Origin of the sequence: Dermacoccus sp. UBA1591 (assembly GCF_002322065.1) — a bacterium.
GTDB classification, from domain to species: Bacteria; Actinomycetota; Actinomycetes; order Actinomycetales; family Dermatophilaceae; genus Dermacoccus; species Dermacoccus nishinomiyaensis.
The window spans coordinates 92,935-110,803 of record NZ_DCNR01000110.1; the positions used below are offsets into that span (position 1 = coordinate 92,935).

At 70.1% G+C, this 17,869-nt stretch carries 18 protein-coding genes, 1 tRNA gene and 1 pseudogene; 12 read left to right on the plus strand and 8 right to left on the minus strand.

Annotation, left to right across the window (positions count from 1 at the left end):
• Nucleotides 1–761: sugar phosphate nucleotidyltransferase (locus B2284_RS12520; protein ID WP_286697596.1), on the minus strand; the 761-nt coding region annotated here is incomplete at its 3' end.
• 63 nt (nt 762–824) lie between these two features.
• On the opposite strand from B2284_RS12520, the gene glgA reads away from it, so the two are divergent.
• Nucleotides 825–2,036 (plus strand): glycogen synthase, encoded by a 1,212-nt coding sequence (gene glgA, locus B2284_RS12525; RefSeq protein WP_136788380.1) that lies wholly within the window; start codon nt 825–827, stop codon nt 2,034–2,036.
• Nucleotides 2,037–2,100: 64 nt separating this feature from the next.
• Here the strand turns inward: glgA and B2284_RS12530 are convergent, their stop codons facing one another.
• From B2284_RS12530 to B2284_RS12540, 3 genes are read right to left on the minus strand one after another with little or no spacing between them, the layout of a single operon-like run.
• Nucleotides 2,101–2,862, minus strand: a complete 762-nt coding sequence (locus B2284_RS12530; RefSeq protein WP_136788379.1) for a hypothetical protein — start codon at nt 2,860–2,862, stop codon at nt 2,101–2,103.
• 25 nt (nt 2,863–2,887) lie between these two features.
• Entirely contained in the window at nt 2,888–4,174 is a 1,287-nt protein-coding gene (locus B2284_RS12535; protein ID WP_136788378.1) for an MFS transporter, read from the minus strand.
• Nucleotides 4,175–4,231: 57 nt separating this feature from the next.
• Nucleotides 4,232–4,873 (minus strand): GntR family transcriptional regulator, encoded by a 642-nt coding sequence (locus tag B2284_RS12540; RefSeq protein WP_074045311.1) that lies wholly within the window; start codon nt 4,871–4,873, stop codon nt 4,232–4,234.
• A gap of 173 nt (nt 4,874–5,046) precedes the next feature.
• Between B2284_RS12540 and B2284_RS12545 the strand changes: the two genes are divergently transcribed.
• Nucleotides 5,047–5,835, plus strand: a complete 789-nt coding sequence (locus tag B2284_RS12545; RefSeq protein ID WP_074039322.1) for an ABC transporter ATP-binding protein — start codon at nt 5,047–5,049, stop codon at nt 5,833–5,835.
• 6 nt (nt 5,836–5,841) lie between these two features.
• Entirely contained in the window at nt 5,842–6,648 is an 807-nt protein-coding gene (locus B2284_RS12550; RefSeq protein ID WP_136788377.1) for a TrmH family RNA methyltransferase, read from the plus strand.
• Nucleotides 6,649–6,749: 101 nt separating this feature from the next.
• Here B2284_RS12550 and B2284_RS12555 read toward each other — a convergent pair whose 3' ends face one another.
• Genes B2284_RS12555 through B2284_RS12565 form a run of 3 tightly spaced genes read right to left on the minus strand, consistent with a single transcriptional unit; the run spans nt 6,750 to nt 8,510 of the window.
• Entirely contained in the window at nt 6,750–7,292 is a 543-nt protein-coding gene (locus B2284_RS12555; protein ID WP_136788376.1) for a YbhB/YbcL family Raf kinase inhibitor-like protein, read from the minus strand.
• A gap of 55 nt (nt 7,293–7,347) precedes the next feature.
• A complete protein-coding gene (locus tag B2284_RS12560) occupies nt 7,348–7,725 on the minus strand; it encodes a DUF3037 domain-containing protein (RefSeq protein WP_074045314.1) in 378 nt (125 codons plus the stop codon).
• A complete protein-coding gene (locus B2284_RS12565; protein ID WP_006945433.1) occupies nt 7,722–8,510 on the minus strand; it encodes a HipA family kinase in 789 nt (262 codons plus the stop codon). The genes B2284_RS12560 and B2284_RS12565 overlap by 4 nt, the downstream gene beginning before the upstream one ends.
• Nucleotides 8,511–8,542: 32 nt before the next feature.
• Between B2284_RS12565 and B2284_RS12570 the strand changes: the two genes are divergently transcribed.
• From B2284_RS12570 to B2284_RS12605, 8 genes are all read left to right on the plus strand, one after another.
• Nucleotides 8,543–9,325, plus strand: coding sequence for a lysophospholipid acyltransferase family protein (locus B2284_RS12570; RefSeq protein ID WP_136788375.1), 783 nt, complete (start codon nt 8,543–8,545; stop codon nt 9,323–9,325).
• Between the two features lie 48 nt (nt 9,326–9,373).
• Entirely contained in the window at nt 9,374–11,485 is a 2,112-nt protein-coding gene (locus B2284_RS12575; protein WP_136788374.1) for a RecQ family ATP-dependent DNA helicase, read from the plus strand.
• Nucleotides 11,486–11,513: 28 nt separating this feature from the next.
• Nucleotides 11,514–12,560 carry a glucose 1-dehydrogenase gene (locus B2284_RS12580; protein WP_074039320.1) on the plus strand — a complete coding sequence of 349 codons (1,047 nt, stop codon included), beginning with the start codon at nt 11,514–11,516 and terminating at the stop codon, nt 12,558–12,560.
• Nucleotides 12,557–13,987, plus strand: coding sequence for a DNA polymerase IV (locus B2284_RS12585; protein WP_006945471.1), 1,431 nt, complete (start codon nt 12,557–12,559; stop codon nt 13,985–13,987). The genes B2284_RS12580 and B2284_RS12585 overlap by 4 nt, the downstream gene beginning before the upstream one ends.
• An 89-nt stretch (nt 13,988–14,076) precedes the next feature.
• On the plus strand, nt 14,077–14,526 hold the full coding sequence (locus B2284_RS12590) for an NfeD family protein (protein WP_006945462.1): 450 nt from the start codon (nt 14,077–14,079) through the stop codon (nt 14,524–14,526).
• Nucleotides 14,527–14,587: 61 nt separating this feature from the next.
• Nucleotides 14,588–15,844: an SPFH domain-containing protein gene (locus tag B2284_RS12595; protein WP_136788373.1), complete on the plus strand. Its 1,257-nt coding sequence runs from the start codon at nt 14,588–14,590 to the stop codon at nt 15,842–15,844.
• An 85-nt stretch (nt 15,845–15,929) separates the two neighbouring features.
• A tRNA-Leu gene (locus B2284_RS12600) sits at nt 15,930–16,014 on the plus strand.
• A gap of 79 nt (nt 16,015–16,093) precedes the next feature.
• Complete coding sequence (locus B2284_RS12605) at nt 16,094–17,419, plus strand: M20/M25/M40 family metallo-hydrolase (RefSeq protein ID WP_074045318.1); 1,326 nt, start codon at nt 16,094–16,096, stop codon at nt 17,417–17,419.
• Here B2284_RS12605 and B2284_RS12610 read toward each other — a convergent pair whose 3' ends face one another.
• Entirely contained in the window at nt 17,420–17,620 is a 201-nt protein-coding gene (locus tag B2284_RS12610) for a DUF5703 family protein (RefSeq protein ID WP_038568187.1), read from the minus strand. It lies immediately after the preceding gene.
• Between the two features lie 37 nt (nt 17,621–17,657).
• On the opposite strand from B2284_RS12610, the pseudogene B2284_RS12615 reads away from it, so the two are divergent.
• Nucleotides 17,658–17,869, plus strand: a pseudogene (locus B2284_RS12615) (primosomal protein); the annotation flags it as partial.

Genomic DNA, 17,869 nt, shown 5'->3' on the forward strand with positions numbered 1-17,869 from the left:
GGGATCTCGTTGTCCTTGAAGTCGTAGACGAACGCCTCACCCCGCTCGACGAAGGCGGGGATGATGTCGCCGCCCATGTCGTGCTTGCTGTCCTCCAGGTCGGCATCACGTGTGACCGCCTCGATGAGCGCGTCGGTGGAGAAGACGTAGTTGCCCATCGAGGCGAGCACCTCGTCGGGGCTGTCCGGCAGCCCCTGCGGGTCGGTGGGCTTTTCGAGGAAGGCGCGGATGCGCGCCGGGTTCTGCGGGTCGACGTCGATGACGCCGAACTGGTCGGCGAGCGAGATGGGCTGACGGATCGCGGCGACGCTCGCCTTAGCACCCGAGGCGATGTGCGCATCAACCATGTCCGCGAAGTCCATGCGGTAGACGTGGTCGGCGCCGACGACGACGACGTAGTCGGGCTTCTCGTCGTGGATGAGGTTGAGGCTCTGGTAGATCGCGTCGGCCGAACCGAGGTACCAGTTCTTGCCGACACGCTGCTGCGCGGGCACCGGCGTCACGTAGTTGCCGAGCAGGGAGCTCATGCGCCACGTCGTGGTGACGTGACGATCGAGGCTGTGCGACTTGTACTGCGTCAGCACGACGATGTGCAGGTAGTTCGAGTTGACGAGGTTGCTCAGCGCGAAGTCGATGAGGCGGTAGATGCCACCGAACGGCACGGCGGGCTTGGCCCGGTCCGCCGTCAGCGGCATGAGACGTTTGCCCTCGCCGCCGGCGAGGACGATGGCGAGAATCTTGGGGCCTCCACGGTTTGGCATGTGACGAGAATATGCCCCGACGTGGCTTCCCTCACACCCCCCGGCGCGGATAACGTTCATGGGGTGAGAGTCGACATCCTGACCAAGGAATATCCGCCCAACATCTACGGCGGGGCCGGCGTGCACGTGGCCGAGCTCGTCAAGGCGCTGCGCAGCAGCGGAATCGACACCCAGGTCCGCGCGTTCGGCGAACCGATCGACGAGCCGGGCACGCAGGGCTTTCCCGACCTTCCCGAACTCGCCGACGCGAACGGCGCCCTCAAGACCCTCGGCGTCGACCTGACGATGGTGCCCGCCGTCGCCGGCGCTGACGTCGTGCACTCGCACACCTGGTACGCCAACTTCGCCGGCCACCTCTCCTCGATGCTCCACGGCATCCCGCACGTCGTGAGCGCGCACAGCCTCGAGCCGATGCGGCCATGGAAGGCCGAACAGCTCGGCGGCGGCTACGCGATCTCCTCCTTCATCGAACGCACCGCCTACGAGGGCGCGGCCGCCGTCATCGCCGTCTCCGAGGGCATGCGCAAGGACGTCCTCGCGAGCTACCCGCAGCTCGACCCGGCGAAGGTCCATGTCGTCCACAACGGCATCGACGCACAGGCCTGGGCGCCCGACCACAGCGACGCCGCCCTCGAGATCGCGCGCCGTCATGGGGTCGACCCCGAGCGTCCGAGCATCGTGTTCGTCGGGCGCATCACGCGTCAGAAGGGCGTGCCGTTCCTGCTGCGTGCGATGCGTCAGGTGCCTGCGAACGTGCAGCTCGTGTTCTGCGCGGGCGCGCCCGACACCCCCGAGATCCTCGCCGAGGTCGAGGGCCTCATCGACCAGCTGCGCGCCGAGCGCGACGGCGTCGTGTGGATTCCCGACATGCTGCCGCGCGAGGAGGTCGTCGCGCTGCTGTCGCAGGCCACGACGTTCGTCTGCCCGTCGGTGTACGAACCCCTCGGCATCGTGAACCTCGAGGCGATGGCGTGCGAAGCGGCCGTCGTCGCAACCGCGACGGGCGGCATCCCCGAGGTCGTCGTCGACGGCGAGACGGGCTGGCTCGTGCCGATCGAGCAGGTGAACGACGGAACTGGTACGCCCGTCGACCCCGATACGTTCGTCGCCGATCTGGCGCGCGCCCTCACCGAGGCGACCTCCGACGTCGAAGAGGCCCGCCGACGGGGTCGAGCCGGGCGTCAGCGCGCCGTCGAGCACTTCGGGTGGGACGCGATCGCCGAGCGCACCCAGCAGGTCTACGCGACGGTGCTCGAAGGCTCCCGTACGGCCTGATACGTCATTGCCGGAGACACGCCGCTCTGAGCACACCGCAACGCGCGATCAACGCTGCCCGTCCTCATCGAGGGCGGGCAGCGTCGTGTGCGAGGCCGATGGCAGCCGCCGTCGCGGCCTGTGCGAGAGCGAGTTCGGCCTCGTCGAGCAGGGAGCGCAGCGTGCGCTCGCGCGCTGCGACGCTACCCGCGTCGAGGCCGCCGCTCGTCGTCAGTGCCTCGTCGAGGGCGGCGACGACGAGGCCGGCCGTCGTGATGATGCGCAGCGCCCGCGGGTGCAGGCCCGGTGGCAACGCCCAGCGCGCGCCGTCGAGGCGTTCGTCGACGCGCTCGCGGGCCGAGGAGCCGAGGAACGGTGCGATCTGCAGGGATTCGAGCACCCCGACATGCGCCAGCAACGCCTCGCGGAAGCACCGGTCGATGTCGGCCAGGGCGAGTGCCTCGAGGCGGTGGATCGGAACCGGGTCGCTGTCGTGCGGTTCGAGCGTGAGCTTGAGGCCCTCGTCACCGGCCGGCCCGTAATACTCCAGCCGCGGCACGAGAACCCCGCCGAGCGACGGCACGAACAGGCATTCTCCGGCTTCTATCGCAGCCTGCGTCGCGGGTCCGCCGGGCGGCAGCAAACCGCCGTGGAGCCCCGGGCGGGGCAGGTCGACGCAGACGATGCGTTCGCCGAGATCTCGCCACAGTTCGAGGCGCGGCAGGCCACCCTCGACGGCGTCGACGTCGGGCAGCGCGGCGCCGAGCGCCTCGCTGAGCGGGCGATCGGCGGCGATGGCGTGCGTGACCCACAGGGCGAGGCGCACGGAGGCAGGCAGTTCGTACACGATCGCCCAGCCTAGTGGCGACAGGTCAGTGCGCCAGAGCCGACGGAAGGTGCTTGCGCGAGAACATCAGGACGACACCGAGGCTCAGCGCGGCGAGCACGACGCCACCGATGAACATCACAGGGTAGCTCAGCCAGTGGCTGACGACGGCGAGCGCGGCGGGCACGAAGAAGCCGAGGTAGGTGATCGAATAGTAGACAGCCGTCAGTCCCGCGAGGTCCTCGGGACCGGCGATGCGCTGCACCTCCTGCAGGCCGGAGACGAGCAGCATGCCGTAGGCGAGACCGAGGACGGCGGCCGCGACGAGCGCGAGCCACGGGCTGACGAGGCGCGCTGCAAGTGCGGCGATGCCGAGGCCGGGCAGCGTCATCGTCAGGGCGATGATGATGGCGCGCGCGGAGCTGACGTCGTCGAAGCGCTTGCCGACCTGCTGGATGAACAGCCCGCAGCCGAGCGCGACGAGGCACAGCAGGCCCGAGAAGGCGATGCCGAACGAGCCGGTGCGATCACCCATGACGGCGGGCAGCACGGCATAGGCGCATCCCGCGCAGCCGAACACCCACGGCGCCATCGGTAGGACGACGAACAGGAAGCGACGGTGGCCCGCAGCGGGCACGCGCAGATCGTCGAGGAAGCGTCCCGGCATCTCTTGGGCGGCATGCGTCTCGGGGGCGCGCGTCAGGAGCACGAAGCTCGCCGCCGTGATGACGAGGTGGACGAGGTAGCACAGCTCCGCGGGCAGCGGCGCGAACTGGGCAAGCGCCGCGGCGGTGGCGGCGCCGAGCGCGAATCCGGCCGTCAGGCTGATGGAGGCGCGACGCGCGCCCGCGGCGGCGTCGGCCTCGGCGTCGAACGGCGGGCTCGACAGTTCTTTGATCCACGAGCCGCCGACAACCATGGCGAGCCCGAGCGCCAGGCCGGAGAAGATGCGGCCGACGAAGAGCACGGCCGGCGACCCGGAGCCGACGGCGAGCAGCACCGACGCGATGATCGCGAGGATCGGCGCGGGCAGCATGAGCGGGCGACGGCCCCAGCGGTCGGAGGCCGGCCCGCCGAGCAGCAGCGCTGGCATGATGCCGAGCACGTACGCACCGAGCAGCAGGTCGACGGCGCCCGTCGAGAGCGCGTCGATGTCACGGTAGAGCCCGAGCAGCGGCGTGAACTGGTTGCCACCCCACGCGACGGTGAACATCGCCGCCCCGACCGGCAGCCAGGCGGCCCGCGCGCCCCCGGCGCCGGCGCGCTCGGGGGAGTCGACGCTCGTCGTGACGCGTTCGTGGCTGGTGGTGCGGGTCAGGGTGTTGAGTGACACGCGGGGGCCTTTCGTCGGGTGTGGGTGAGTGGTGCGAAACTCGTGTGGTCGGAGGGCTCAGGGGAGCAGCCCGTCGTAGGAGCGGTGCAGGTGCGCCGTCAGCTCCTGCTCGAAACCGGTCGCGTCTCCCGCGGCGACGAGGTCGACGAGACGGGCGTGGGCGGTGAGGACGTCGCGGCAGCGGCGGTCGTCCTTCCACAGGATGCGCGCGGCCATCCGGCGCTGACGTTCCCCGAGACGCTCGTAGAACTCGGTGAGGATGGCGTTGCCACCGGCCGCGACGAGGTGGGTGTGGAACACGCAGTCGGTCTCGGTGAAGTCGTCGTGGTCGCCGGTTTCGAGGCTCTGGCGCTGACGGCGCAGGATCTCGCCGAGATCGATGGCGACGTCGCGGTGCTCCTGCGCCTCGACGACGCTGCGCGCCGCACGCGACTCCACCGCGATGCGCGCCTCGACGACGTCACGCACCTCGCGCGGTTCGACGGCGCGCACGAGCGCGCCGCGCTTGGGGTACAGCGTCATCCACCCCTCGGCCTGCAGCCGGACGAACGCCTCGCGCACGGGGGTGCGGGAGACGTCGAGCAGCTCCGAGATCTCACCCTCGCTGATGAGGGCGCCGCCGGCGATCGAGCCGTCGAGGATGCGGCCCTTCACCTCGCGGTAGACCGCGTCGGCCGCGGAGATCTTCGGCTCGCTCATGCTCGCTCCTCGTTCGGGTGGTCGGTCTGCTGCCCACGGTGCTAAGGGTTCGACGCAACATAGATACAAGTTGTAGCTTACACCCGTGTCGGTTGGGCGCCAGGCGCGTCCACGACGTCATCCGTGCCGTGTCGCGTGGCATTCGACCCCGTCGAGTCAGTAGGGTCACGGGTATGAGCGATGTGTTGTCCTTCTCCGGGATCGGTGTCACGCGCGGCGCGCAGAAGCTGCTCGACGACGTCTCGTGGGAGGTGGAGGAAGGCGAGCGCTGGGTCGTCGTCGGCCCCAACGGCGCCGGCAAGTCGACACTGCTCAACGTCGCCGCCGGTCGCATGCACCCCTCGACGGGCGTCGCCGGCATCCTCGGCGAAGTGCTCGGCGCCGTCGACGTGTTCGAGCTTCGCCCCCGCATCGGCCTCGCGACGGCGGCCCTCGCCGAGCGCATCCCCGCCGGTGAGAAGGTCTCCGACGTCGTCGTCACCGCGAGCTACGGCATGGTGGGACGCTGGCGTGAGAAGTACGACAGCTTCGACCACGAACGCGCACGCGAGCTGCTCGACGACCTCGGCGCCGCGCACCTCGCCGAGCGTCGCTTCGGCACGCTGAGCGAGGGGGAGCGCAAGCGCGTCCTCATCGCCCGCGCCCTCATGACCGACCCCGAGCTCATGCTGCTCGACGAGCCCGCCGCCGGGCTCGACCTCGGTGCCCGCGAAGACCTCGTGCAGCGCCTCACCGCGCTCGCCGAGGACGTCGACGCACCGGCGCTCGTGCTCGTCACCCACCACGTCGAGGAGATCCCGCCGGGCTTCACCGACATCCTCATGCTGCGCGAGGGCCGCGTCGTCGCCGCCGGCCCGATCGAGTCGACACTGACGGCCGAGAACCTCTCGGAGACGTTCGGTCTCGCGCTCGAGCTCGATCGTCACGGTGAGCGCTGGAGCGCCCGCGCCGCGCAGGCCTGATCGCCGGTGCCGATCCGCATCACCTCACCCGACGACGACCGCGTCGCCGACTACTTCCGCCTCACCGACGTCGCGCTGCGCAAGAAGCTCGAAACCGAGCGCGGCCTCTACATCGCCGAGAGCGAGAAGGTCATCCGCCGCGCCCTCGCGCGCGGCGACCGTCCCCGCAGCTTCCTCATGGCCCAGCGCTGGCTCGACGACCTCGCCGACATCGTCGCGGACGCCGAGGCCGCCGACGTCCCCGTGTACGTGGGGGAGGCCGACGTCATCGAGTCGATGACGGGTTTCCATCTGCACCGCGGGGCTCTCGCGTCGATGAACCGCCCCGCGCTGGCCTTGCCCGAAGAACTGCTGCGTGACGCGCGGCGCGTCGTCGTGCTCGAGGACATCGTCGATCACACGAACGTCGGTGCCATCTTCCGATCGGCCGCGGCGCTCGGCGTCGACGCCGTCCTCGTCACCCCGCGCTGCGCAGATCCGCTGTACCGCCGCTCGGTGCGCGTGTCGATGGGCACCGTGTTCCAGGTGCCGTGGACGCGCATCGACCCGTGGCCCGGCTCGGTGACGCGACTTCAGGAGGCCGGATGGACGGTCGCCGCGATGGCGCTGGCTGACGATTCCGTAACGCTCGACGAACTCGCGGCGCGTGAGCCCGAACGCCTCGCGCTCGTCATGGGCACCGAGGGCGACGGCCTCGGAACGCGAACGGTCGCCGCGTGCGACGTCACCGTCCGCATCCCGATGGCAGGTGGCGTCGACTCGCTCAACGTCGCGGCCGCCAGCGCCGTCGCGATGTACACGCTACGCATGTGACGGGGCGCGCCGAGGCCCCGACGTCGACGAGCATCCACTCGTGGGCATCGGGGCCTCGTGCTGTGTCGGCTGGCAGCCGCTGAGATCAGTGGCCGGGACGATCAGTGACCGTACAGGCCCGTCGTGACGCCGCGTGCGACGGTCTGGAAGACGGCGTTGAAGCTGAGGACGGCGGGCGTGACCGAGTCGTCGATCGCGAGAGGGTCACCCTCGATCGCGTGGACCGCGAACATGTATCGGTGCTTGCCGTCACCTTCGGGCGGGCACGGCCCCATCCAGCCCTTGACGCCGCCATCACCGGCGACGTGGAAGGCGCCCTCGGGCAACGCGGCGTCACCCGATCCGGCGCCCTCGGCGAGTTCGGTGACGTCCGCCGGGATGCCTGCGATCGCCCAGTGCCAGAAGCCCGACGGGGTCGGCGCGTCCGGGTCGAAGCAGGTGACGACGTACGACGTCGTCGTCTCCGGCGCACCGCTCCATGACAGCTGCGGCGAGACGTTCTGCCCGTTCACGCCCCAGCCGTCGTAGACATACGTCTCGGTGAGGTCGCCGCCGTCGCTGAAGCTCGTGCTCGTGACGGTGAGGGCCGGGAACACCGGCAGGTGGTCGTAGGGGTTGGGCGCAGTGGTTCGTTCGATGCTCATGGTTCGACCCTACCGACCGCGCCCCAGGATTGAGCGGGTATGGGCCTGAGCCAGCTCAGCGCACGAGCCGGTCGACGAGACGTTCGAGGGTGGCGCCCGGGTCGTTGCTGACCCCGCCGTGCATCGGGCCCGGCTGGACGATCGTCGAACGCGGCGCGCTGATCCAGCCGAAGCGTTGCCCCAGCTTCGGCAGGTCAGGGCGCCCGGGGCACGGCTCGCCGCGCACGTCGGCGCACAGCGAGGCGAGCGACTGCTCGACGTCTGCGGCGGCGAGCGTCGGAGCGAAGGCGGCGAGGCGGGTCGCGTCGAGGTGGAAACGGGCGTCGAGGAAATCGGCCATCTGCGCGTAGAGCGCGACGCCGACGTTGAGGAACTCCTCGCGCTCGATCGACGGCACGAGACGCAGCACGACGTACTGGTAGCCGACGCTCATCGCATCTCACCCGCGAACGCCGGCGACCATGCTTGCGGGGCGGCGAGGCGCGCGAGCAGGTTCTCGACGTAGGCGGCGCGCACGTCGTCGGCGTGCGGCATCGACTCACTCGTCTCGAGCCATTCGTCGGGCACGAGCGTCAGGATCTCGCGCAACAGGCCAGGGGTGACGAGCGCAGCAAGACGCTCGTGTGCGGCCGCTGCGGCCGCGGGCGAGGGGTCGACCACCCCGGCCATGATGTGGGAGCCCAGATCGAAGCGCTGCGCCGCGAAACGCTCCGGGTGGGAGCCCTTCGACGGCCACGAGTAGTGGAAGTACAGCGCCGCACCGTGGTCGATGCACCACGTCTGCCCGTGCCAGCGCACGAGGTTCGGGTTGTGCGGGGTCCGGTCGATGTTCGCGGTGAACGCATCGAGCCACAGGATCGTGGCGGCCTCGTCGGCGGGCGGCGGGATGGAGCCGTCATAGGCGAAGGCGCCCGGCAGCAGGTCGACGCCGAGGTTGAGCCCGACGCTCGCCGTCAGCAGATCTTGCACCTCCTCGTCGGCCTCGTACTTCGCGATGGCCTCCGGCAGCTCGACGAGCTCGAGCTCGGGCACCCGCAGGCCGAGCGCACGGGCGAGTTCGCCGACGACGACCTCGGCGACGAGCACCTTGAGCCCCTGGCCGGCTCCGCGGAACTTGACGACCCACGTGCCGAGGTCGGAACCCTCGACGACGCCGGGCAGCGAGCCGCCCTCACGCAGGGGGACGACGAAGCGCGTCGCCTCGATCTGTTGCAGCACCGCGTCAGCCTAGCGGGATTAGGCTGGTGGACATGGAACTCGTCTACCCTCCCGTTCTCGCCATTGCGCGCAGCCTCTTCGCCGCGCAGGGGCTCAAGTTCACCCTCGTCGGCTCCGAGAACCTGCCGCGCACCGGTGGCGCCGTCGTCATGATGAACCACTTGTCGTACATGGACTTCACGTACGCGGGCTTCCCGGCGATCAAGCAGCGCCGCGTCATCCGATTCATGGCGAAGAAGGAGGTCTTCGACCACAAGATCTCGGGCCCGCTCATGCGCGGCATGAAGCACATCGCCGTCGAGCGCGGCAACGGCGCGCAGAGCTACCGCGACGCCATCGCTGCCCTGAAGCGCGGCGAGCTCGTCGGCATCTTCCCGGAGGAGACGATCTCCCGCTCATTCGAGCTCAAGTCCTTCAAGACCGGCGGCGTGCGCATGGCGCAGGAGGCCGGGGTGCCGATCGTGCCGATGATCCTGTGGGGTTCGCAGCGTGTGTGGACGAAGGGCAAGCCGAAGCGTCTCGGGCGCACGAACACGCCGATCACCGTCGCCGTCGGTGAGCCGATGACGTACGACGAGACGCTCAGCCCCGAGGAGAACACGCAGCGCGTCAAGGACGCGATGCAGAAGCTGCTCGACGCGGCACGCGCGAATTACCCGACGCTGAGCGGCGCCGACCTCGAGTTCCTGCCCGCCTCCATGGGTGGCACCGCGCCGACGCTCGACGAGGCCGAGGCCGACGACGCCCGCATCGCCGCCGAGCGGCGTCGCAAGCGTGCCGAGAAGGCTGCGGCGGCGTCCTCGTCTAAGGCCTGAATCCGCGTCGTTCCGGGGTTGTCGGTGTCTCGTGCCACAGTTCGTCCCATGAACGCTGAACAGGACACCGGCTTCGACACCGTCGCCTCCTCCGTGCTGCGCGCCCTGGCCGGGCCGGACGCTCGCCTGCGCGACGATCAACGTGTCGCGGTCGAGGCGCTCGGTCGGCCCGGCGCGCGCGTCGTCGTCGTCCAGGCGACAGGGTGGGGCAAGTCGGCCGTCTACTGGGTGGCAACGGCGATCGCCCGCAGCCGCGGCGCGGGGCCGACGCTGGTCGTCTCACCACTGCTCAGCCTCATGCGCGACCAGGTGGCCGCCGCCGAGCGTGCGGGGCTGCGGGCCGCTGCGATCCACTCCGGCAACCTCGACGCCTGGGGCGCCATCGAGCAGGCCGTGACGGCCGGGCAGCTCGACGTGCTGCTCGTCTCGCCAGAGCGCCTCGCGAACCCGACGTTCGGTGAACGCGTCATGCGTTCGCTCGCGGGTGATCTGGGGCTGCTCGTCATCGACGAGGCGCACGCCCTGTCCGACTGGGGGCACGACTTCCGCCCCGACTACCGCCGCGTCGCCGACGTCCTGACGACGCTCAACCCGGCGACACCCGTGCTCGCGACGACGGCGACGGCCAACGAGCGCGTCACCGAGGATCTGGCGCAGCAGCTGGGGGAGGCCTCCCTCGTGCTGCGGGGGCCGCTCGCCCGCTCGTCGCTGCACCTCGCGGTGCTGCCGGAGATGACGGCGTTGCAGCGCTACGCGTGGGTCGTCGACCATCTCGCGTCACTGCCGGGCAGTGGCATCGTCTACACCCTGACGGTCGCGGACGCCGAACGTCTCGCGGCGGCTGTGACGGCCGCGCACGGTGATGAGCTGCCTGTCGCTGCGTACACCGGTCAGCTCGAGGCCGCTCAGCGAGAACAGCTCGAGGACGATCTGCGCCACAACCGTGTCAAGGCGCTCATCGCGACGTCAGCGCTCGGGATGGGCTACGACAAGCCCGACCTCGGTTTCGTCGTCCACCTCGGCGCGCCGGCGTCACCGGTGTCGTACTACCAGCACATCGGGCGTGCGGGCCGTGCCATCGACTCGGCCGTCGTCGCGCTGCTGCCCGCCGCGGGCGACGAGAACATCTGGGAGTACTTCGCGACGGCGACGATCCCGAAGAAGGAGCAGGTCGCGACGCTCCTGACCGCACTGCAGGCCGCGGCCGAGCCGATGAGCGTCGTGGCCCTCGACGCGGAGACGGGCCTGCGACGCAACCGGGTCGAGCTGCTGCTCAAGCAACTCGCCGTCGACGGCGTCGTCGAGCGCACCCCCGACGGCTGGCGCGCCACCGGCGTCGAGTGGAGCTTCGACGAGGAGCACTACGCGGGCGTCATCGCGACGCGGGAGCGCGAGGCCGACATCATGCGCCGCTACATCGCCGGCGCCCAGTGCCTCATGAAGCTTCTGCGCACGGCCCTCGACGACCCCGAGGCCGCCGACTGCGGCCAGTGCTCGGTCTGCCTGGGCCACCTGCCCGAGCCGCTGACGACGGACATCGACCCCGCGACGCTCGAACGCATCGCGGCGGTGCTGCGCGCCGAGACCATCACCCTCGAACCGCGCAAGATGTGGCCCGGTGGCGCGTTCGGCACCCGCGGGCGCATCCCCGCGAACCTCGCCGCCGACCCCGGGCGGGTGCTCATCCACGCCGACGCAGCCGAGTGGGAGGACGAGCGGCGAGAGGATCGGCGCGCCCAGGGCACGCAGGAGGCGTCGCAGGCGCTGCAGGAATCCGCGGTGCGCGTGCTCGCGGCCTGGTCGAAGACGTGGCGCCAGCGCCCCTCATGCATCGTCGCGCTGCCGACGCGGGTCGGCTCGGGCGAGGTCAGCACCGCCCGGGTCGAGTCGCTGGCCGCGCACCTCGGCACCGCGGGCAAGCTGCCGCACACGACGTGGAACGTCGTGCCGCCCAACGTCGGCGATGCCTCGGGCGCCGAGGTGGCCGCCGCGTGGCGCGAGGCCCTCGCCGGGAGCGCTCCGCAGGTCGCGGGAGCGAGCGTCCTGCTCGTCGTCGACACCTCGTCGACGACGTGGGAGCCCACCGTCGCCGCGGCCGCGCTACGCGAGGCGGGCGCCGTCTGCGTCCTGCCGCTGCTCGTCCACCGAAGCGTCGGATGACCTCCTGCCCGGGCCTAGAGTTGGAGTCATGCGCGCACTCACCGTCCTGCCCCTGAGCAAGGATTCCCTCGCCGTCACCGACATGCCCGACCCGACGCCCGGGCCCGGCGACCTGCTCGTCGAGGGCATCGCCCTCGGCGTGTGCGGCACCGACCACGAGATCGCCGACGGTGCCTACGGCTGGGCGCCCGAGGGCGCCGAGCGCCTCGTCCTCGGCCACGAGTCGCTCGGGCGCGTCCTGCAGGCTCCCGAGGGCTCCGACTTCGCCGAGGGCGACCTCGTCGTCGGCATCGTCCGCATGCCCGACACCGTGCCGTGCGTCGCGTGCGCCGCGGGGGAGTGGGACATGTGCCGCAACGGCGAGTACACCGAGCACGGCATCAAGCAGATCCACGGGTTCGGTTCGCAGCGCTGGAGCATCCCCGCCGACCACGCCGTCAAGCTCGACCCGTCGCTGGAGAAGGTCGGCGTGCTGCTCGAGCCGACGACCGTCGTGACGAAGGCCTGGGAGCAGGTCGAGCGCATCGGCGCCCGCGCGACGTTCGCGCCGAAGAAGGTGCTCGTCACCGGTGCCGGGCCGATCGGTCTGCTCGGCGCGCTCATCGGCGTCCAGAAGGGCCTCGACGTCTACGTCCTCGACCGGCCCACCGACGGTCTCAAGCCCGAGCTCGTGCGCGACCTCGGCGCCACCTACGTCACGGGCGACGTCGTGGAACAGATGCAGCAGATCGCCCCCGACGTCGTCATCGAGGCCACCGGCGCGGTGCCCGTCATCTCGGGCGTGCTCGCCAACAACGTGCCCTACGGCATCGTGTGCCTGACGGGCATCTCCGCGCCGAAGGAGCAAGAGGTCGACCTGGGCCACATCAACCGCGACCTCGTGCTCGACAACGGAGTCGTCGTCGGCTCGGTCAACGCGAACCTGCGTCACTACCAGGGCGCGGCCGAGGTGCTCGCGAAGGCCGACAACGCCTGGCTGGAGCGACTCATCACGCGACGCGTGCCGCTCGAGAAGTTCGCCGAGGCCTTCGAGCGCCGCGACGGCGACGTCAAGGTGGTCATCGACCTGGTGTGAGAGACGACGCCAGCATCGTCCACGTCGACCTCGACGCGTTCTTCGCCTCGGTCGAGCAGCGCGACAAGCCGAGCCTACGTGGACGCCCCGTCATCGTCGGTGGTACCGGCCTGCGCGGCGTCGTCTCGACGGCGTCGTACGAGGCGCGAGCGTTCGGCGCCCGCAGTGCGATGAGCACCGCCGAGGCACGGGCCATCTGCCCGGCCGGCACGGCGTTCCTCTCGCCACGGTTCGAGGCGTACCGCGCGTCGTCGCTCGCCGTCATGGCCGTGCTGCGCGAGCTGTCGCCGCTCGTCGAGCAGGTCTCGATCGATGAGGCGTACGTCGACCTGCGCGGCGCCGACCTCGAGGTCTCGAGCACCGCGCACGTGCGCGAGGTGCTCGAGACCCTACGCCGTGACGTCGCCGACGCAACGGGCGGTTTGAGCGTCAGCGCGGGGGCGGCGTCGTCGAAGATGCTCGCGAAGATCGGCTCCGACCTGAACAAGCCGGCGGGCATCACCGTCGTCGAACCGGGCAGCGAGCTCGAGTTCCTCGCGCCGATGTCGGTGCGCGCGATCAGCGGCGTCGGCCCGGCGACTGCGGCGCGGCTGCGCACCTTCGGTGTCGAGACGGTCGAACAGCTGCGCGCGATGACGCACGTCGATCTCGTCAGCATCTTCGGTGAGCGTCACGGGCATTCCCTCCACGAACTGGCGCGCGCCCGCGACGATCGGGACCTCACCCTCACCCGCGAGGCGAAGAGCGTCTCGCACGAGGAGACGTTCGAACGCGACGTCCACGATCGCGCCGTGCTGCGCCGCGAGATCGAGCGCATCGCGCAGGCCGTCTCCGCTCGCTGCGAGAAGGCCGGAGTCTTCGGGCGCACCGTGCACCTCAAGGTGCGCCTTCCTGACTTCAGTTCGTTGACGCGCAGCTCGACATCACCGACCCCGAGCCGTGACGCCGACGTCATCGCCCGCACGGCTCAGCGCCTGCTCGACGGGCTCGACCTCGCGCAGGGTGTGCGTCTCATCGGTGTCGGCGTCAGCGGTTTCGTCACGCACGCGCAGTCGGGGCTGTTCGAACTCGAGGCTCCCGTCGACACGCCGGCCTTTCCCGAGGCTGTCGGTGAGTCGTCGACAGCCGCCACCCCCAGCAGCGACGACGCTGACCCCGACGCCGACGAGGCGCCGTCGACCCTGCCTCAGGAGTTGACGACGCGTTTCAGCCCCGGCACGACGCCGTCGTGGCGCCCCGGCATGGACGTGCATCACGACGAGTTCGGCGCGGGTTGGGTGTGGGGTTCAGGGCGTGGCCGCGTCACCGTCCGGTTCGAGGGCCCGCTCACCCCGAAGGGTCCGGTGCGTACCTTCGCCGTGGACGATCCGGCGCTGACGCCCGGCGAACCGCCGGCCTGGGACGACGCCGCTGCCGCGTCGCCGTGAGGTAATCGTTAGGTTCTCGGGTCGAACCGGACGAGCGTTCCACGTAGATTGCAGGTACGAAGTCGTCGAAGCGGGGAGCTGGACCGAGCATGAACAACAGTGCATGGCTGATGTGGCTGGGCGTCGCCCTCGCGATGGCCGCCGTCGAGGCTGTCACGGTCGACTTCGTGTTCATCATGCTCGCGCTCGGCGCGCTCGCGGGCGCGATCGCGTCGTACTTCGGTGCGGACTTCGTCATCAGTGCGCCGATCGCGGTGGCCGTCGCCGTCGGGTTGTTGTTCACGCTGCGCCCGATGCTGCGTCGCCGTCTGCGCCCGACGCGCGACAACACTGACATCGGGCCGCGTTCGGTCGTCGGTCAGACGGGGTTCGTCGTCGAACCGGTCTCCGAGTCGCAGGGCCTCGTCAAGGTGCACGGCGACCTGTGGAGCGCGCGCACCGACGTGCGTACGACGCTGCCCCTCGGTTCGCCCGTCCACGTCATCGACCTGCAGGGCGCGACTCTGCTCGTCGACCCCACCACCACCGAGCGGCGCTGAGCGAGCACTCCCGCCAGCGTCCGCGCATCACGCCGGGTTCGCCCGGCCACAGGGAGGGAACATGTCCCCAGGACTCATCGTCGTCATCCTGCTGCTGGTCTTCGCGGTCGTCGTCGTCATGCGCACGATCCGCATCGTGCCGCAGCAGACGGCTCAGATCGTCGAGCGTCTCGGCTCGTACAACCGCACGCTGACGGACGGTCTGCACATCCTCGTGCCGTTCATCGACCGGGTGCGCGCGAACATCGATCTGCGTGAGCAGGTCGTCACGTTCCCGCCGCAGCCCGTCATCACGAGCGACAACCTCGTCGTCAGCATCGACACCGTCATCTACTACTCGGTGACGGATCCGAAGTCGGCCGTCTACGAGATCGAGAACTTCATCCAGGGTATCGAGCAGCTGACGGTGACGACGCTGCGCAACGTCATCGGTTCGCTCGACCTCGAGCAGACGCTCACCTCGCGTGACCAGATCAACGGGCAGCTGCGCGGCGTGCTCGACGAGGCGACGGGCCGCTGGGGCATCCGCGTGAATCGTGTGGAGCTCAAGGCGATCGACCCGCCGGCGTCGGTGCAGGATTCGATGGAGAAGCAGATGCGCGCCGAGCGTGACCGCCGCGCAGCCATCCTGAACGCCGAGGGTTTCAAGCAGAGCCAGATCCTCACGGCCGAGGGTGAGAAGCAGAGCCAGATCCTGCGAGCCGAGGGTGAGGCGCAGGCCGCCGTCCTCAAGGCCCAGGGTGAGGCGCGCGCCATCCAGCAGGTGTTCGACGCCATCCACCGCGGCAAGCCGACGCAGCGTCTGCTCGCCTACCAGTACCTGCAGACGCTGCCGCAGCTAGCGCAGGGCGATTCGAACAAGATGTGGGTCATCCCCTCGGAGGTCACCGACGCGCTGCGCGGCATCTCGAGCGCTCTCGGCGGCGACGCCGGGCGTCCGGGCGACAACGATGACGAGGAATGGGTCGACCCCGGCACGAACGACGACAACGCGTTCGCCGACACGAAGCTCGAGGACCCTCAGGTCGCGCTCGCCAACGCGCGTGGCCAGGTCGATCAGGCCACGAACGAGGCTGAGGATTCGACGTCCCGCCCGCAGCGTTCCACGAGCGGTGACGACGGGGTGCCCGCCCTCGGCGCGTCGGCGATGCCGCAGGCGCCGCGCGGCGCGCAGACGACGCCCGCCAGCGGGTCCGACGCCGGTCTGCAGCCGGAGCCGGTCGACGCTCCGCGCGAGACCCAGCAGCAGCCGCAGCGTCAGATCCGTCTGCCGCACCGCCCCGAGCAGGACGGCGAGAAGCCGACGGGTCACGCCTGAGCCGAGCCGATGTGCACTCCAAGCGAACGCCTGGTAATGTTCTTCTTCGTTGGAAGGGCGCGAAAGCGGCCGGAAAGCACCACCTGTCCGGGTGGCGGAATGGCAGACGCGCTAGCTTGAGGTGCTAGTGTCCTTTATCGGACGTGGGGGTTCAAGTCCCCCCTCGGACACAGTTCACGAGAAAGCCCCGGTGAGATATCACCGGGGCTTTCTTGCGTGCTGCCCATGCAGGAATGAAAAGGTGGAGTCATGGCTTCTCAGACTTCCGCCGAATCCGACGTCCTGCGCATCTGCCGCGATCTGATCCGCATCGACACGAGCAACTACGGCCCGGGCACCGAGGGCCCCGGCGAGCGTGAGGCGGCCGAGTACGTCGTGGGCCAGCTGCAGGAGGTCGGCCTCGAACCCGAACTGTTCGAGAGCGAGCCGGGGCGTGCGAACGTCGTCGTCCGCATCCCGGGGGCCGACCGTGAACGCGGCGCGCTCGTCGTCCACGGCCACCTCGACGTCGTGCCCGCCGACGCCGCCGACTGGTCGCACGACCCGTTCGCCGCCGACGTCGAGGACGGCTGCGTCTGGGGCCGCGGCGCCGTCGACATGAAGGACATGGACGCGATGATCCTCGCGACCGTCCGCGACTTCGCCCGCCGCGGCGTCACTCCGCCGCGCGACCTCGTCGTCGCGTTCTTCGCCGATGAGGAGGCCGGCGGCGTCAAGGGTTCGCACTGGGCCGTCGACCACCGTCCCGAACTGTTCGAGGGCGCCACCGAGGCGATCAGCGAGGTCGGCGGCTACTCCGTCACCGTGCCGAAGAAGGGCGGCGGCGACCAGCGCGCCTACCTGCTGCAGACGGGGGAGAAGGGCATCCGTTGGATCCGCCTCACCGCCCACGGCCGCGCCGGCCACGGCAGCGTCCCCAACGACGAGAACGCCATCGCGCGCCTCGCCGCGGCGATCGGCCGCATCGACGCCCACGTCTGGCCGCGCCAGTACGTCGCGAGCGTCCGCCAGCTGCTCGACGGTCTCGCGGACATCACGGGCACGACCTACACCGACGAGGACACCGACGCGCTGCTCGCGCACATCCCCGGCGCGCGCACCTTCGTCGAGGGGGCCCTCGCGAACGTGTCGAACCCGACGATGCTCGACGCCGGCTACAAGCACAACGTCATCCCGCAGACGGCGTCGGTCAACGTCGACTGCCGCTTCCTGCCTGGGCACGAGGACGAGCTGATGGACGTCATCGCGGAACTCGCCGGCGAACACGTGACGATCGAGACGCTGCATCGCGACATCGCGCTCGACGCGCCGTTCGAAGGCCACCTCGTAGAACGGATGAAGGACGCGCTGCGCACCGAGGACCCGGGCTGCGAGATCTTGCCCTACTGCCTGTCGGCGGGCACCGACAACAAGGCACTCAAGCAGCTCGGCATCAACGGCTACGGCTTCACGCCGTTGCGGCTGCCGTCCGATCTGCTGTTCGCGCCGATGTTCCACGGCATCGACGAACGCGTGCCCGTCGAAAGCCTCGAGTTCGGGCAGCGGGTGCTCGCGCGTCTGCTCACCGACTGCTGATCAGAGCCAGCCGCCGTTGTCCTGCGGGCGCATGCGGATGATGCGGCGCCGCAACCAGATGCGGCGGACCCCGCCGAGGTAGATGCGGGTGCGGGCCAGCTCCCAGTGCCCGTACTCGGCCTCGTCGGTGAGGCTCTGGCGGATGTCGCTGCGGCTCGCGTCACGCGCGAACGTGAGCGTGCGGTATTCGTACTCGGCCATCTGCACATTCTTGCGCGATCGGGGTAGCGTTTTCCACATGAACGCCGACCCGCGCGCTGCCCTCGAAGCCCTCACACTCGCTTTCGAACGTCACCTCGAGGCGTGCTCAGCGCGTCGCGGTGACGACGACCCCGCCGTCATCGCGGCATCCGACGCCCTGGCCGACGCGTTCGAGACCTACGACGACGCGTTGCTCAACGCGTTCAACGAGATGACGCCGCTCGTCCTGCTCGACGACGACGATTTCGA

Bases quoted from the DNA above. Each gene is read 5' to 3' on its own strand.
- B2284_RS12540 (WP_074045311.1), bottom strand. From the start codon at position 4,873: ATGAGCGAGCCGAAGATCTCCGCGGCCGACGCGGTCTACCGCGAGGTG.
- B2284_RS12545 (WP_074039322.1), top strand. From the start codon at position 5,047: ATGAGCGATGTGTTGTCCTTCTCCGGGATCGGTGTCACGCGCGGCGCG.
- B2284_RS12555 (WP_136788376.1), bottom strand. From the start codon at position 7,292: ATGAGCATCGAACGAACCACTGCGCCCAACCCCTACGACCACCTGCCG.
- B2284_RS12560 (WP_074045314.1), bottom strand. From the start codon at position 7,725: ATGAGCGTCGGCTACCAGTACGTCGTGCTGCGTCTCGTGCCGTCGATC.
- B2284_RS12570 (WP_136788375.1), top strand. From the start codon at position 8,543: ATGGAACTCGTCTACCCTCCCGTTCTCGCCATTGCGCGCAGCCTCTTC.
- B2284_RS12575 (WP_136788374.1), top strand. From the start codon at position 9,374: ATGAACGCTGAACAGGACACCGGCTTCGACACCGTCGCCTCCTCCGTG.
- B2284_RS12580 (WP_074039320.1), top strand. From the start codon at position 11,514: ATGCGCGCACTCACCGTCCTGCCCCTGAGCAAGGATTCCCTCGCCGTC.
- B2284_RS12590 (WP_006945462.1), top strand. From the start codon at position 14,077: ATGAACAACAGTGCATGGCTGATGTGGCTGGGCGTCGCCCTCGCGATG.
- B2284_RS12595 (WP_136788373.1), top strand. From the start codon at position 14,588: ATGTCCCCAGGACTCATCGTCGTCATCCTGCTGCTGGTCTTCGCGGTC.
- B2284_RS12605 (WP_074045318.1), top strand. From the start codon at position 16,094: ATGGCTTCTCAGACTTCCGCCGAATCCGACGTCCTGCGCATCTGCCGC.
- B2284_RS12610 (WP_038568187.1), bottom strand. From the start codon at position 17,620: ATGGCCGAGTACGAATACCGCACGCTCACGTTCGCGCGTGACGCGAGC.